This is a genomic window from Pseudomonas sp. PH1b (assembly GCF_000633395.1).
In the GTDB taxonomy this organism is placed as follows: Bacteria; Pseudomonadota; Gammaproteobacteria; order Pseudomonadales; family Pseudomonadaceae; genus Aquipseudomonas.
Genome location: NZ_AYMU01000004.1, coordinates 54,831 through 69,639, shown reverse-complemented (window position 1 = coordinate 69,639; position 14,809 = coordinate 54,831). Strand labels below are relative to the sequence as shown.

The following is a 14,809-nucleotide window of genomic DNA, read 5'->3' as shown; positions in this document are numbered from 1 at the left end:
GGCAAGACAAGGCAAAAACAGGCGAGGAAGCGGAGTTTACTAGCTGTAAATGAGCATTCCGAGCCTGTTTTTAACGCAGTATTGCCAAACGCAGTAGTTTTCACACGGCCTGCTACGGTTGGGGGTCCTTGAGGGTCGGAACCTCGCCGTTGCTGAGCATGCGGCTCAGTTCGTCGAGACGGTTGGCAATGTCGCTGATGCGGTGATGACCGTGCAGATCGACGTCGATCTTCTTGTGCATCACCTTGATCAGCGGCAGGAAGCTGTTTTCCAGCTGCTCGACCAGGCCTTCCAGCACTTCACGCATGCCTGGCTGTTCCGGCGTTTGCAGCTCAACTTCGATATGCGGCGCCTGCTGCCCCAGCCGCTCCAGGCCGGCCAGCAGTTCACGCCAGGGCTTGGCCGCCTCGGCCTCGTCCACCGGCGGCCGGGCCAGGCCACGCACGCCCTCGACCAGGTCATTGAGTTGGGCCACCACGCGGGTGCCGACATCGCTGTCGCTGCCGCCCATGGCGCGGTTGCGCACGAAGTCGCGCTTGATCTGCGCCCAGCGCTGGCTCTGCTCCGGGGTCTGGTTACCGCGCAGCTCGGCGAGCTTGAGCAGGTTTTCCTCGGCGCCGGTGGTCAGCAGCTGGGACTCGCCCTGGTAGTGGTCGGCCAAGAGTTGCAACAGCTCGGCGTCGTTCATCACCGCCGAGATCTTCTCCGCCATCTTGTTCATGTTGCGGTAGCTGCCCTGCAGCTTGAACGGCGGCTCGCTGCGGTACTGGTCGGCCTGGGCGGCGCTGGCGATGTACTGCTGGTTGACCCGCAGCACCACGTCGCGCACCTGCATCAGGCGTTGCAAGGTGGTGGTGATCTCGTTGATCTCGGCGCCGCTGTAGCTGTGGCTCAACTCGTTGCTGGAGAAGGCCTTGCCTTCGGCCTTGGCGACAAAGCGGTAGACGTCCGCCATGTCGCGGGTAGCCAATGGCGCCAGCACCGGGTTGGAGGTCAGGCCGTTCTCGATGTAACTCAGGGAGAAGGCTTCCTGCATGCCGCCCAGGGTGTCGCCGAGGTTATAGATGTCGGCCCGGTTGGCCAGCATGTCGGGGATCTTGAACACCTCGCCGGACTCGGTGTACGGGTTGCCCGACATCACCACGCAGAACTTCTTGCCGCGCATGTCGTAGGTCTTGGTGCGGTCTTTCCACACGCCCTCGATGCGTCGGGTGCCGTCGCACAGGGAGATGAACTTCTGCAGGAACTCCGGGTGGGTGTGCTGGATGTCGTCGACATAGAGCATCACGTTGTTGCCCATCTCCAGGGCCAGGTTGAGCTTTTCCAGCTCCTGGCGCGAAGTGGCGTCCGGCGCCTGGGCCGGGTCCAGGGAGCGCACCTGGTGGCCCAGGGCCGGGCCGTTGATCTTCATGAAGATCAGGCCCAGGCGGTGGGCCACGTATTCCATCAAGGTGGTCTTGCCGTAGCCCGGTGGCGAAATCAGCATCAACAGGCCCATGAGGTCGGTGCGCTTGTTCTCGCCCACGGTGCCCATCTGCTTGGCCAGGTTGTCGCCGATAAAGCCCAGGTACACGTCGTTGATCAGCTTGTTGCGCACGAAAGAGCTCAACGGCCGCGGCTTGAATTCGCTGAGGCGCAGGGCCGAGCGTTCGCGGCTGATGATGCCCTGGCGCAGGGCCTGGTAGCGCTGCAGGCCGGGGAGGAACTGTTCGCGGTGAGCTCGCAGGCGGGCGAAGAAACCGTCCACGGTGAGGGACAGGCTGCGCTCCTGGATGCGCGGGTGTTCGCCCATCAGGTTGTCGACCTTGAACCGCAGATCGACTTCGGTGATGCGCTTGGCAAAGTCCTCACCCAACAACGACAGGGCCACGGCCTCGGGCACGTAGTCGCTCCATTCAGCGAACTCGCCCTCGGCGCACAAGGCCGCCAGCCAGTTGCCGGCCAGCGCCCACTGCGCGGCGGGGCGTTCTGCCAGCTGGGCCAGGGCCTGCTGGTAGTCGTCCCACATGCGTGCGCCCTGCAGGCGCAGGGTCAGGGCCTCCTGCAACTGCTTGGCGTACTTGCTGAAGGTGAACTCGATGCGCTGCGCCGCGAGCTCCTGTACCAGGTATTCGGCGGCTTCCGGCAGCAGCTCCAGCGGCAGGCTGAAGGCCTGCTGCTGGCGCCAGTCCTGCAGCGCCAGGAAGATTTCTTCCTGCAACTGCAGCAAGCCTTCACGGCGGCCGAACAGTTGCTGGATATGCCGGCTGGTACGGGCTCGCTCGGCCCATTGCCGGGGTTGCGGCTGGTGCTGCTGGCGATCCCAGAACAACGCGGCGAAGGCCCGCGCCGCCGCGCCGAAGCGCAGCAGGCCGGCGCTGTCGCGCAGGGGCAGCAGTTGCAGGAGGATCGCCGCGGCGTCGTGGTCGTGAATGCCTTTTTCGTAGCCTTCCTTGTAGCGCGGCGCGGCAAAGTCGCGGATCACCCGCGCCAGCTCGTCAGGGTGCGCCAGCATCGGCTTGAGGCTTTCCAGGCTCAGGCCTTCCTGGCCCCGGTCGGCGGCGTCCAGCACTTGCCCGGCGAGGTATTCGGCGCGGTACAACTGGGCCGATTCCGACTCCAGGGCCACCTGCCAGAAGTCCCGCAGGGCCTCCAGCTCAGGGTCGCGCAGGGGTTCGAGGAAGTCCGTGCCGGTGAGGTGCAGGTGCAGCTCATCGCCCCGGGGCATCAGGGTCAGGTCCAGTTCCTGGGTGTTGACGCTGAAGCGGTGGCGCGGCCCCAGCTTGATGACATTGCCGCCCTCTTCGAACAGCTCGGTCTTGTCCCGCAGGGCGCGCACGGCCTGGTCCCGGGCGCCCTTGAGGCGCGATTCGACGTCATCGGCCTTGACGCTGTCCTTGAGCTCGCGCAGGCGCTCGGCCAGCTCCCGCAACTTGAGGATCAGCGGGTCGGCGGCGAAGAAGGCGTTGAGCTCCTCGGCCTGGGTGAACTTGGCGGTGCGCCGGCCGAGGCTGTCGAGAATCCGTCGGGCTGCGTCCAGCAAGCCCTGGGCCTTGCGCTGGCGCTCGTCGAGCAGCGATTGCTTGTGGGCCTCGAAGGTTTCCAGCAGCTCCTCGCGCTTGCCGAGGATGTCGCCGAGGAACTGTTCATGGTCGCCAAAGCGGCTTTCCAGTTCCTCCAGCTGCACCAGCAACCGCGACAGCTGCTCATCGCAACGCTCGGGGTCCTGGGCCTGGGCCAGGGCATTGGTGATGCCCTGGCTGAAGAGTTTGAACTGGGCGCCGAACTGCGCCACGGTCTCGGTCGAGCCCAGGCCCTTGCGCCGTTGTTCGGCGCGGGCCTTGGCCTGGTTCAGGCGGGCGTAGATCTGCGAGATGGATTCGATGATCCGGGTGCGCTGAGTGGCGTCGTCGATCTGCAACGAGGCCATCAGGCTCGACAGCATGTCCAGGTCGCCAGCCATGGCTTGCAAGGCCCCCAGGGGCTCGCTGAGCTGGGCCACGGTTTCGGCTTTCTGCGCCTGGGCGTCCAGGGTTTCGAGCTGGGTGACGAAGGGTTGCAGGGCCTGCTCGCTGGCGAGGAAGGTCGCGGTGCCGGCGGCGGTGCGTTCCTGGGCCTTGAGCAGCTCGACTTCCATGGCGTCGATGCGCACCACGTCGATGTAGCGGTAATCGCGGATGGTCAGCAGCAGGCCGCGCTGGGCGGTGATGCCGTTCAGCGCATCGACGAAGCTCTGCACCTGGTCCCAGCTGTCCACCAGCAGGCTGTCCAGCAGGGCTTTCTGCTTGGCCTCGGCGGCCACCATGGCCTGCTCCGACTGGCGGCGGATGCTCTCGACCTTCTCGTATTCATCCAGCACCAGCTCCGAGGTGGCCGCAACCTCACGCAGCAGCGGCGCCAGGTTGTCGAGCTCGTCGCTGCCCAGCCAGTGGTACACATCGAACAGCCGACGGGTGTTCTGGCACAGCAGCGAGTAGCGCTGCACCGAAACGGCCGGGGTGTCGATCTCGCGGCACAGGTCGTAGAGGTCGGACACGCTGCGCACCAGTTCGGCGTTGCCGATGCGCCCGAGGAAACCGCTGCGGGTCGGTTGCCGCGCAGCGTATTCCTCGGTGAAGAACGGCGTCTGCCAGACCTGCATCGGGTGCACCCGGGTCGGCTCGTCGCCTTCGGCGGCGAAGATCACCATGCGCCCGTCTTCCAGGCGCGCGTAACCGTGGCCGAACAGCGGGTTCTGCAGCTGGCGGTTGATCATGTTGTAGGTCAGCAGCACCGAGCGGCCCTGCTCCGGGTGGTAGAAGATGTACTGCACATCTTCACCGTTGGGCGAGCGCACCGAGCGCTTGTAGCGCATGCCTTCCATGGACTGCTCGAAGGTCTTGTACTCGCCGCTCTGCAGGTAGTAGCCGCCGGGGAAGATGATCCCGTGGTCTTCCGGCAGCTGCACGCAGGCCAGGCCGATGGCGTCGATGCGCTCCACCTGGCGGGTCAGGCTGTTGAACACCAGGTAGCGCCACTGCTCTTCGCGGTATGGCAGGACCTTGAGCAGGATCAGGCTGCCCAGGCGGGCAAACTCGATCTGCGAATCGTCCAGGGACTGGGTCTTGTCCAGCACTTCTTCGCGGTAGATGCCCAGACCCGACTCGGTGTTGTTCTCGACCTTGATGGTCAGGTCGCCGCCGATGGTCTCGACGAACACCGTGTCGAGGATATTCAGGTGCGGAAAGCGGCCTTCGACCACCATCTCGCGGGTGGCTTTCTTCCATTCGAAATCGAAGGGCGCCGGCAGGGCGATATCGCGCTCGCCGCGGTTGTCGATGTAACGGACATCATGCCCGTCCACCGAGATCGACCAGCGGAACACCCGCACATCGGTGACCCGCTCGCCGATCTGGAAACTCGCCAGCAGCTTGCCGTCGCGGATCGCCAGCTGCAGCAGGCGGGTGTTCTTGTAATAGGTATAGAGCTCGTTGAAATCGTTGAGGAAGCCCTGGGCTGCCAGAAAGCTGCCTTCCAGGGGCACGGGCTCGGCTTCGTAGCCTTCGCCCTCTTCCACCAGCCGGTAGAGGGAAAACACGTCGGCGACGCTGGTTTCCTTCTTCAGGCCGATAAACACGTTGTAGCCGAACAGCAGGCAATCGCCGACCTGGACGATGTCCCGGGCGATGCAGTTGTTCTCGCTACGGATGCGCACCCGCCCGACCACTTCCATGCGGCTGTTGCCGAACTCGTCGAGACGTCGCTGGTTGAGGCCGTCCGTGGTCTGCCGCAGGCGCTGGCCCTGGTCCAGCAGGCGCTTGTGCAGCACCTCATAGGCGCCGCCTTCGGCGACGGCCTTGTCCAATACGTCCTGTGGGGGAGTTGCGACTTGAGCGTCCGACATCGTGGCCTTCCTGGATCTACGGCGGTGTGCAAAAAAACGGGGACGGGCGCCGGATATCTATCGGCACAGGTCCGCCCCGGTGTACGGCGATGCTTCGAATACCCGCCAGCAGCGCCCGGGCGCAGAGAGCACCCGGGCGCTGCTGGCAGGGATCGATCAGGCTTCGGCGGCTGGGGTTTCGAGCTTGCGCTCGACCGCGGCAGCGGCCAGCTCAGCGGCTACAGCAGCCGGTGCGCTCTTGCCGTTGAGCAGGCGTGCCAGGACGTCCTGGACCACCGGGCTCTTGCCCACCACGCCCTCGATGGCCTTGCCCACCGACAGCGACTTGGCGAAGGAGTTGAAGAAGTCGCCTTCGCCGCCGACGATCTCGATCTTGGCCTTGCTGAGGGCGGCCGACAGCACTTCGGCCTGGTCCTTGGCGATTTCCTTGTTGGCGGCGATGGCGGCCATCGCTTCCTCGAAGTTCTTCTCCAGTTGCATGCGGAACTCTTCGTGGGAACGCGCGCTGTCGCTGAGGGAATCCAGGGCACCGAACTTCTTGCCCAGGCCTTCGGCCTCGGCGTTCAGGCGCTGCAGCAGCACTTCGGCTTCGGCCGAACCCAGGTCCTTGGTGGCCTTGGCCTTGGCCGCGCCCAGTTGCTCTTCGCCACGGGCCTGAGCCCCGAGCTTCTCTTCCATGACCTTGGCTTCCGCCAGGCCGTCCTTCTCTTTGGCAGCCGCCTGGGCTTCCATGATGCGGGCGTCGGCCAGGCCTTTTTCCTGCTCGCCGCGGGCTTCGGCAATCAACTGCTCGGTGCGTACGCGAGCTTGTGCCAGGCCTTCTTTTTCCTGGGCTGCTGCGGTGATTTCCAGCACTCGGGCATCGGCCAGGCCAGGCGCGGCGCGCTCGGCTTCCAGGCCTTCGGCCAGGCGTTTCTTGGCTTCGGCCTGCTTGGCCGCAGCTTCCAGTTCGGCCTGGGCCAGGTTGTTGATTTCCACCGCCTTGTGCTTGGAACGGGTCTCGTCGGCTTCGGCCTGCTTGACCTGGCGCACCAGGTCCTGCTCGGCTTCGGCCTGGGCCTGGATCACCACCACCTGCTTGGCGCGCTCGGCTTCGGAAACCTCGCGTACTTCCTTGATCCGCTCTTCTTCCTGGGCCACGGTCTTCTCTACCGCTACCCGCTCACGGATCACCGTGGCGATGTTCTTGCGCTGTTCTTCCAGGGCCTTTTCTTTCTCGATGCGCTGCAGCTCCACTTCACGCTCGCGGGCCACTACTTCCAGGTCCTTGGCGCGGGTGACTTTCTCCACCTCGATGACCACCGCGCGCTGGCGGTTCTGCTGGGCCACTTCGACTTCGCGCTGATGGTTCTCGGTGCGTACGTCGATTTCCTGCTGGGTCTGGATGCGGGCCTGCTCGGACTTCAAGCGCTCCTCTTCCTTGACCTTGGCCGTCTCGGCTTCTTCACGGGCACGGATGGTCTCGATCTCGCGCTTCTGCCGGGCTTCGGCGTCGGCCTGCTGGCGCTCGAGGGACAGCGAGGCTTCGCGGGTCTCGACGTTTTTCTTCTGGATCGCCAGTTCCTGGTTGCGCTCCAGTTCATTGGTGATGACGTTCTGGGTCGCGGTCAGCTCGGTGATCTTGCGAATGCCCTCGGCGTCGAGGATGTTGCTCGGGTCCAGGGAATGCTTGGCGGTCTGTTCCAGGTAGTCGATGGCCACGTCCTCCAGCACATAGCCGTTGAGGTCGTTGCCGATGATCTCGATGATGCGGTCGCGGAAGTCCTGGCGGTTCTCGAACAACTGGACGAAGTCGAATTGCTTGCCCACGGTCTTCAGCGCTTCGGAGAATTTGGCGTTGAACAGCTCGTTGACCGCAGCGCGATCGGAAGCACGGTCGACACCAATGGCCTTGGCCACCTTGAGCACGTCTTCCTGGGTTTCATTGACGCGCAGGTAGAAGGCCACGGTGATGTCGGCACGCATGTTGTCGCGGCAGATCAGACCGTCCTTGGCCCGGCGATCGACTTCCAGGGTGATCAGCGAGATGCGCATGAACTCCTTGAGGTGGATGACCGGGTACACCAGGGCGCCGGTGAAGTGCACCTTGGGGGTCGAGGACATGTCGTTGACGATCAGCGCCGTGCCTTGGGGGACCTTGATGTAGAAGGCCTTGAACAGGGCCAACAGGCCAAAGACCACCAGAACGACGAGGCCGACCCCGAACAGGATGGGCAGCAGCGACGGTAAATTCATGCAATCAATCTCCTTTGATTCTGAGGGAGTCCGGGCTCATTGGCCGCGAAACTCGTCCTCGGTAATGACCCGATAGGCATGTTGCGCCTCCAGATACTCCAGTAACACGACGCGATCGCCGCGTTTGAAAGCTCGTGCCTCATCGGCACGCACACGCAGGATCAGGCCCGCGCCACCGTCCTCGAGCACGGCTTCGCCGTGTTCCAGGGTGACTCTGCCGCTGCGTACCACGGCGGTCTGCCCCAGCACCGACTTGCTGCTGGTGGCTTCCATCTTGCGAAACAGCGGGCGCAGCGGGCTGCAGATCGCCGCACTGATGGGCGCCGCCAGAAACAGCGCGCCCACGGCCAGCAGCAAGCCCAGGGGATAGCGCAGCCAACCCAGGGGCAGGTGACTGAGAATGAAGAGTTCGGCGAAATAGGTCAGGAACCAGCTGAAGAACATCAGCAGGGTCAACACCAGGGTGACCGGCACCCCGTTGAGCTTGAACTTGATCAGCAGCCCGGCCAGGCCTTCGGTGGCGTGGGCGCTGTCGAGCAGCGAGTCGGCCTCGAAATCCAGCAGGTCAACCTCAAGCATGCCCAAGGCCACCACGGCCCAGTAGATCACTGCCAGGCAGAGCATGAAGCTGAACAGCACCGTGGGAAACGACAACACTGTCTGCAGGAAGATTTCCATTGCTTTCCTATCCCTGAAAAAGCCGGGCAAGGCCAACCGGCCCCACCCTTACAACACAACGGTGAATCAGGACTTGCCGCGGTCCTTGAGGCGCGCCAGCACGCTGTCGGCGCTGGTGCTGCCGGCAACGATCCCGGCTTCGCGCAACTTGGCGTCCAGGGCATCGTCCGGGCTGCTGGTGCTGGCCAACTCCGCCGCCGCGTCCATCTTGGCCGCGCGTTCGGCCTGCTTCTGCTTGATCCGCTCCAGGGACTCAACCGCCGTGTGCAGCTTGCTCTGGGAGCCGCCGTAGCGCTGGGCCACCGCCTGCTGTGCCCGTTGCACACTCTCGGTGGCCTTGACGGTATCCACCTGTTGTTTCAAATGCTTGATATTGCCCTCGGCCTGGGTCACGGCCTTGCGCAACTGGGCCACGCTGGCGGCAAAACCGTCGGCCTGTTCGCGCTCCACGGCCAGGTCATTTTCCAGGTTGGCGATCTTCTGCGCCACTTCCTGGGCCAGGGTTTCGTTACCTGCCTCCAGGGCCTTGAGGGCGTAGCTTTCATATTCGGCGACCTTGGCCGCGCTGCTGTTGGCGCGCTCAGCGGCGAGTTTCTGCCGGGCCATGATCTCGGCCAGGGCCTCCTTGGACTTGCGCAGTTCCTGATCGGCGTCGCGGATTTCCTGATCGAGAATCCTCAGGGCCTGGCTATCCACCAGGGCCTCGCCCGCCTCATTGGCACCACCGCGCAGGGCGGTGAGCAACTTGCTCCATACGTTCATGTGCATTCCTCCAGGTCAGGCCTGAGCCTTCAGGTAGCCTTCGTAGGCCTCGGTGGCCCTGATCACGTTGCTGGCCAGGGTTTCGATCTCGTAGAGCACGTTGGAGAGGATCGAGGTCGCGCTCAGGGCACCGAACATCATGTAGAAGCGCTCGCCACCCAAGCGGGTTTCCAGGCCGATGCTCGACAGCGGAAACAGTTGCCGGCTGACCAGCACCTCTTCGTTGAAGGCCACCACGTCGGTCACTTCGCTTTGCGGCCAGAGCAGCCCTTCCACCAGGATCTGCTCGCCGGACAGGGCGATGAACAGCGGCAGGTCGCCGTATTCGCGCATGGTCACGTGCAAGCTCGGCTCGGCGCCGTCGAGCAGTTCAACACTGGCTTCGCCACCGCTGAACAGCTCGGTGGCCGCCAGCGCCTGGCACAACGATCGGGCATTCCAGATCTGCGGCATGCTCATTTCTCCATCCTTTTCCACAGGAGCCAGCCCCTCGAGGGGCTGACGCAGTTTGCGTTCAACCGCCAGCAACGCCTGGGCGTTCTCCGGCAGTATCCAGACTTCCTTTTTCACCAGGCCCTGATCACGTAGGCGCTGACGGAATAAACGTTGGTAATGGGCTGAGGATTTGTTTTCCATGGTGCAGAGACTAGAACATCACATGTAAGACTTTCAACTCATCACATGTAATTTTTGCAGGCGGTATTTGTAACAAAAATTTTCGGGAATACTGAGTGGCCTCACCCGCGCAAAAACTACCGAATGAGCGACAGGGCACCGTTGCAGCCATGCCCATCGAAACCGCCCTTTTCACAAACGGCGACATTAAACCCGCCACCGAAGAGAATGAGAAGCACGATGATTGGCAAACCGGCAGGCAAATAATCAATCAACCCGGCCACCCGGCGCTGCCTTAATGACGACCAATGGTCTAGGCTAGGCGGATTTTCTTGCCCAGCGGATGCCCCATGAACAGCCTCAGCAAGCCCCTCGCCGGCGTCAAAGTGATCGAACTCGGCACCCTGATCGCCGGCCCCTTCGCCTCGCGCATCTGCGCCGAGTTCGGCGCCGAAGTGATCAAGGTCGAGTCCCCCGATGGCGGCGATCCGCTGCGCAAGTGGCGCAAGCTGTATGAAGGCACCTCGCTGTGGTGGTTCGTCCAGGCCCGCAACAAGAAATCCCTGACCCTGAACCTCAAGCACCCTGAAGGCCTGGCCGTGCTCAAGCAACTGCTGGCCGAGGCTGACATCCTGATCGAGAACTTCCGCCCCGGCGTGCTGGAGAAACTCGGCCTGGGCTGGGACGTGCTGCACGCCCTGAACCCGAAGCTGGTGATGGTGCGCCTCTCGGGCTTCGGCCAGACCGGGCCGATGAAGGACCAGCCCGGCTTCGGCGCGGTAGGTGAATCCATGGGCGGCCTGCGCTACATCACCGGTTTCGAGGACCGCCCGCCAGTGCGCACCGGCATATCCATCGGCGACTCCATCGCCGCCCTGTGGGGCGTGATCGGCGCCCTGATGGCCCTGCGTCATCGCGAGGTCAACGGCGGCCAGGGCCAAGTGGTGGACGTGGCACTGTACGAGGCAATCTTCGCCATGATGGAAAGCATGGTCCCGGAGTTCGACGTGTTCGGCTTCATTCGCGAGCGCAGCGGCAACATCATGCCCGGCATCACCCCATCGTCGATCCACACCAGTGCCGACGGCAAGCACGTGCAGATCGGCGCCAACGGCGATGCGATCTTCAAGCGCTTCATGCACATCATCGGCCGCGAAGACCTGGCCAACGACCCGACGCTGGCCAGCAACGACGGACGCGACACACGCCGCGACGAGCTCTACGGAGTCATCGATCGCTGGGTCGCCTCCCTGCCCCTGGACCAGGTACTGCAACAGTTGAACCAGGCCGAGGTCCCGGCCAGCCGGATCTTCAGTGCCGAAGACATGTTCCACGATCCGCAATTCCTCGCCCGGGAAATGTTCCTGCAGGCCAAGCTGCCGGACGGCAAGGCCTTCAAGATGCCCGGCATCGTCCCCAAGCTGTCGCAAACCCCCGGCTCCGCGGAGTGGGTGGGACCGCAGCTTGGCGAACACTCCGACGAAGTCCTGGCGAGCCTGGGCTACAGCCCCGAGCAGATCCGCAATTTACGCAGCCTTGGGGCAATCTAAGCTGAAATACCGGCTCTCTACAGGCGCGCCGCTGCGGGCCATCCGACATTGGTTGCTACCCCGGTCACGCTTGCGTGAATGGCGCGCGGCGACCTTGCTGCTTGCCCTGCTCTGGCTGCCGAGCGCCACCAGCGCGCCACAGGAGTCGCTGCTCTGGCTGCTGCGGGACTTGCCGCCCCTGACGATTTTCGAGGGCGAGCAGAAGGGCCAGGGCGTCATCGACCTGCTGATGCCCCAGCTCATCGCCAGCCTGCCCGAATACCCGCAGCAAATGGTTCGGGTCAACCGCGCCCGGGGCATGCAGATGCTTCGCGAGGCGACCTTCGTCTGCGACCCGTCGCTGATCATGAACAAGGAGCGCGAGCAGTGGGTGACCTTCTCCATCACCGCTTTTCGCATCCTAAGCAATGGCCTGGTGATCCGCCGCAGCGATCATGAACAGCTGGCGCACTTCATCCAGAACGGCAGGATCGACCTGCATGCCCTGCTCGACAGCGGCCAGGAAAAAGTCGGTGTGGTCGCCGAGCGCAGCTACGGCCAGCAGGTCGACAACCTGCTGTCGCAGGCGCCGGAAGGTGCGGTCAATGCCCACCACGGCAACGATGCCCTGGGCAGCCTGCTGCAGATGCAGCGCCTGGGGCGCCTGCGCCTGCTATTGGGCTACTGGCCGGAAATCCGTTATCAGGCCACGCAGCAAGGCATCGACCCACAGGACCTGGAGTTCTATCCGATCCAGGGCACCGAGAAATACCAGGAGATCCACATTGGCTGCAGCAAGACCGCCCAGGGCCAGCAAGCCATTGCCCGGATCAACCAGGCCCTGCGCAAACTGCGCGAGGATCGCCTGGTCGAGCTGTACGCCACCTGGCTGGAGCCCGGAATGCGCGATGCCTACCGCGCCGACGCCCGCAGCTATTTCCAGGGCCTGAAGGACCACTGACAAACGCCGGGCAAAAAGAAACCCCGAGAAGTGGGGAGACGACTCGGGGTTAAACCTGGTCTATGAAGACCCGTACCAGCAGGCTACAAACACCGGAGCACAATGCCTGATCCTGCTGATACTGAGTCTGACTGACGGGATGACGAGAAGGTTCCGTAAAAAAACATCAGTTGTGCTGATCGAAAACCCTGCCCTGCGCAGCATGGCGCAATGCAGCAATCACGCAGGGCTCCAGCCGGCCCTCAGCGATCAACACATCACGGTGCAGGCCATCGACGACATCGGTGAGCAGGCGCTTGTCGGTGAGCTGGGCCCGATTCACTTCACGCTCCACCACCAGTGCCCCCGCCGCGTTGCGCAAGCTCACCAGGCTTTCGCCCTGGGCGCCGCTAGGGGTCAGTGTGACCTGGTAGGGACTCAGCGCCTCATTCAATAAAAGACTGATACTTTCCATCTAGATCACCACTCAATAGCTCGAATTAAAGGTTCGAAAACAAAAATGCCGGTAGCTTTCTGACATTCAAGTGACCGTCGCTCAGAGAGGAAAGTTCGCTACACCTACTGCTGCCGACCTGAGTCAATCGAGCATGCACGGCTAACATGACAGTTGAAAAATCCACCGACCAGGCGCAAACAACACAGCCTTCGCACCGGAGCCCTGCTTTGAAAGCAACGTCGAACAACCGCTTGCGCATCATCCTTGCCGACGACCACCCGATCTTTCTGATCGGCCTGCGTGCCGTGCTGGAGCAGGACCCCAGCCTGTCCATCGTCGGCGAGGCCACGTCTCCCTCAGCCCTCATCCAACGGGTACAAGAGATTGAATGCGACGTGCTGGTGACCGATTTCATGATGCCCGCCGAACAGCAGAACGATGGCCTGCGCCTGATCGAACAGTTGCGTCGGCATCATCCCGAGTTGCCGATCGTGGTGGTGACCATGCTCAATCACGCCGGGCTGTTTCGCTCGATCCTCGACCTGGGGGTGATGGGCCTGCTGAGCAAGGCCAGCCTGGCGGAGGAGTTGCCGTCGGCCATCGCCCGGGCGCGCCAACACAAACCCTATGTCGCCCAGGCCATCCAGCGGGCCCTGAGCCTCGCCGGCGAGGTCGGGCCGGACCGGCTGGTCTCGGCGGATCAGCTATCCCCCCGAGAGCTGGAGGTGATTCGCCTCCTGGCCGCGGGCCATGCAGTGGGTGAGATCGCCAGCCGACTCAGCCGCAGCAAGCAGACCGTCAGCGCGCAGAAAGTCAGCGCCATGCGCAAACTCGGCCTCTCCAGCGAAGCCGCGCTGTACATCTACGTCCAGGAGCACGGCCTGGCCTAGACACAGACGCAGGCCGAGGACGCATTGGGGCACTCATCCTCGGCCAGGCTTTCGAGCAGCCACTGGCGCACCTCGGCAGCACTCATGGGCGGGGCAACGAAGCAGCCCTGCAGGTGCGCGCCTCCCAGGGCCTTGGCGGCCAGGCAATCGGGCTCGCTCTCGATACCCGCCACGACCACCTCCAGGGACATACGCCGCGCCATGTTCATCGCGCCCCCTACCAGGGCCAATTTGCGTTCGTCACTGGCCAGGCCAACCACGAAGCTTGGCGGGATCTTCAGCTCGGTAAAGGGCAACTCCAGCAGGCGCTGCAGACTGGTGCCGCCAACGCCGAAATCGCCGATGGACAGCTTGCAGCCGATCATCCGCAGGCGCAGCAAGGCTTCCACATGGGCGGTATCGGTCTGCAGCTGTGTGGTGTCGATGAGCTCCAGGGTCAGCAGCCGTGCCGGCACTTCGAAGCGCCGGAGCAAGGCCTCCAACAGCCGGGGAAACATCGGCCGCTCGAGAATGCCGATGGGAATGTTCACCGCCACCGCCAGCGAGTAGCCCATGACCAGCCTGACCCCGGCCGCCAGCTCCAGCGCCTGCTCCAGCATGTGCCAGGTGAAGATCTCCTGCAGGCCGGCGAACTCAAGCAGGGGCAGGAATTCGCCGGGCATCAGCAGCCCGCGCTCCGGATGCTGCCAGCGGGCCAGGGCCTCGACGCCCCGCAAGCCGCCGTGTTGATGGACCACCGGCTGGAAATGGGCCACGCCATGGCCCAGCACGGCTGCCAGCCCTTCTGCCTGGCTCACCGGCTCCAGGGAAAAAGGATCCAGGGTCAGCAGTTCACGGAGCAGGGCCTGGTTCTGCGCCGGGCTGCCCTGGCGGGACTGCTGCCGGTAGGCGGCGAGCAAGTCTCCGAGCACCGTGGCCGAAGCCGGCTTGGACAGGCAGCCGAGCACCTTCAGCCCCAGCTCGCGGGCCATGCCCGCCGTGCCCTCGAGCACATCCGGCTCGGCGTCGCTGAGAATGATCAGCGCCCCGGCCAACTGCTGCTGCGCCAGATCACGAATCAACTCCAGGCCGTCACTCTGCTCCAGGTACAGATCACAGATGGCAATGTCCACCGGCCCGCGGTTTTCCAGCGAACGCAACGCCGCCTGCACACTCTCGGCGGCCAGCACGTTGAACACGCCATTGGCGTTGAGCATCTGGTGCAAGGCCATCAATTGAAAGGAGTTATCTTCGAGAATCAGCACATTGAGCGAATGCATGGGGCAACCTCCGGTACGGCGCAGGCAGGGACAATCCCTACCGGCCGCCACGGTAATCAGACAAATCCTAATCACACATAGG

The 14,809-nt window shown here is 63.6% G+C and carries 11 protein-coding genes; 4 read left to right on the top strand and 7 right to left on the bottom strand.

Annotation, left to right across the window (positions count from 1 at the left end; genetic code table 11):
- Positions 1–112: 112 nt before the first annotated feature.
- The 5 genes from U873_RS0107050 to U873_RS0107030 all read right to left on the bottom strand — a co-directional run bounded on the left by U873_RS0107050 (position 113) and on the right by U873_RS0107030 (position 9,673).
- Positions 113–5,362 (bottom strand): DNA repair ATPase, encoded by a 5,250-nt coding sequence (locus U873_RS0107050; RefSeq protein WP_025127576.1) that lies wholly within the window; start codon positions 5,360–5,362, stop codon positions 113–115.
- A gap of 156 nt (positions 5,363–5,518) precedes the next feature.
- Positions 5,519–7,597: a flotillin family protein gene (locus tag U873_RS0107045; RefSeq protein WP_025127575.1), complete on the bottom strand. Its 2,079-nt coding sequence runs from the start codon at positions 7,595–7,597 to the stop codon at positions 5,519–5,521.
- Positions 7,598–7,633: 36 nt separating this feature from the next.
- On the bottom strand, positions 7,634–8,275 hold the full coding sequence (locus U873_RS0107040) for an OB-fold-containig protein (RefSeq protein ID WP_025127574.1): 642 nt from the start codon (positions 8,273–8,275) through the stop codon (positions 7,634–7,636).
- Positions 8,276–8,341: 66 nt separating this feature from the next.
- On the bottom strand, positions 8,342–9,037 hold the full coding sequence (locus tag U873_RS0107035) for a PspA/IM30 family protein (RefSeq protein WP_025127573.1): 696 nt from the start codon (positions 9,035–9,037) through the stop codon (positions 8,342–8,344).
- A 15-nt stretch (positions 9,038–9,052) separates the two neighbouring features.
- Entirely contained in the window at positions 9,053–9,673 is a 621-nt protein-coding gene (locus tag U873_RS0107030) for a YjfI family protein (protein ID WP_025127572.1), read from the bottom strand.
- A gap of 95 nt (positions 9,674–9,768) precedes the next feature.
- Here U873_RS0107030 and U873_RS36590 point away from each other — a divergent pair, with 95 nt between their 5' ends.
- From U873_RS36590 to U873_RS0107015, 3 genes are all read left to right on the top strand, one after another.
- Entirely contained in the window at positions 9,769–9,951 is a 183-nt protein-coding gene (locus U873_RS36590) for a hypothetical protein (protein ID WP_157838065.1), read from the top strand.
- Between the two features lie 51 nt (positions 9,952–10,002).
- A complete protein-coding gene (locus U873_RS0107020; RefSeq protein ID WP_025127571.1) occupies positions 10,003–11,202 on the top strand; it encodes a CaiB/BaiF CoA-transferase family protein in 1,200 nt (399 codons plus the stop codon).
- Between the two features lie 70 nt (positions 11,203–11,272).
- The gene (locus tag U873_RS0107015; protein ID WP_371261285.1) at positions 11,273–12,142 is read left to right on the top strand and encodes a TIGR02285 family protein; all 870 of its coding nucleotides are present in this window, start codon (positions 11,273–11,275) and stop codon (positions 12,140–12,142) included.
- A 166-nt stretch (positions 12,143–12,308) separates the two neighbouring features.
- Here U873_RS0107015 and U873_RS0107010 read toward each other — a convergent pair whose 3' ends face one another.
- A complete protein-coding gene (locus U873_RS0107010) occupies positions 12,309–12,596 on the bottom strand; it encodes a DUF3509 domain-containing protein (RefSeq protein WP_025127569.1) in 288 nt (95 codons plus the stop codon).
- 209 nt (positions 12,597–12,805) lie between these two features.
- On the opposite strand from U873_RS0107010, the gene U873_RS0107005 reads away from it, so the two are divergent.
- Complete coding sequence (locus tag U873_RS0107005) at positions 12,806–13,468, top strand: response regulator transcription factor (RefSeq protein ID WP_025127568.1); 663 nt, start codon at positions 12,806–12,808, stop codon at positions 13,466–13,468.
- On the opposite strand, the gene U873_RS0107000 is transcribed toward U873_RS0107005, so the two are convergent.
- The gene (locus U873_RS0107000) at positions 13,465–14,727 is read right to left on the bottom strand and encodes an EAL domain-containing protein (protein WP_025127567.1); all 1,263 of its coding nucleotides are present in this window, start codon (positions 14,725–14,727) and stop codon (positions 13,465–13,467) included. The genes U873_RS0107005 and U873_RS0107000 overlap by 4 nt on opposite strands.
- Positions 14,728–14,809: the final 82 nt, after the last annotated feature.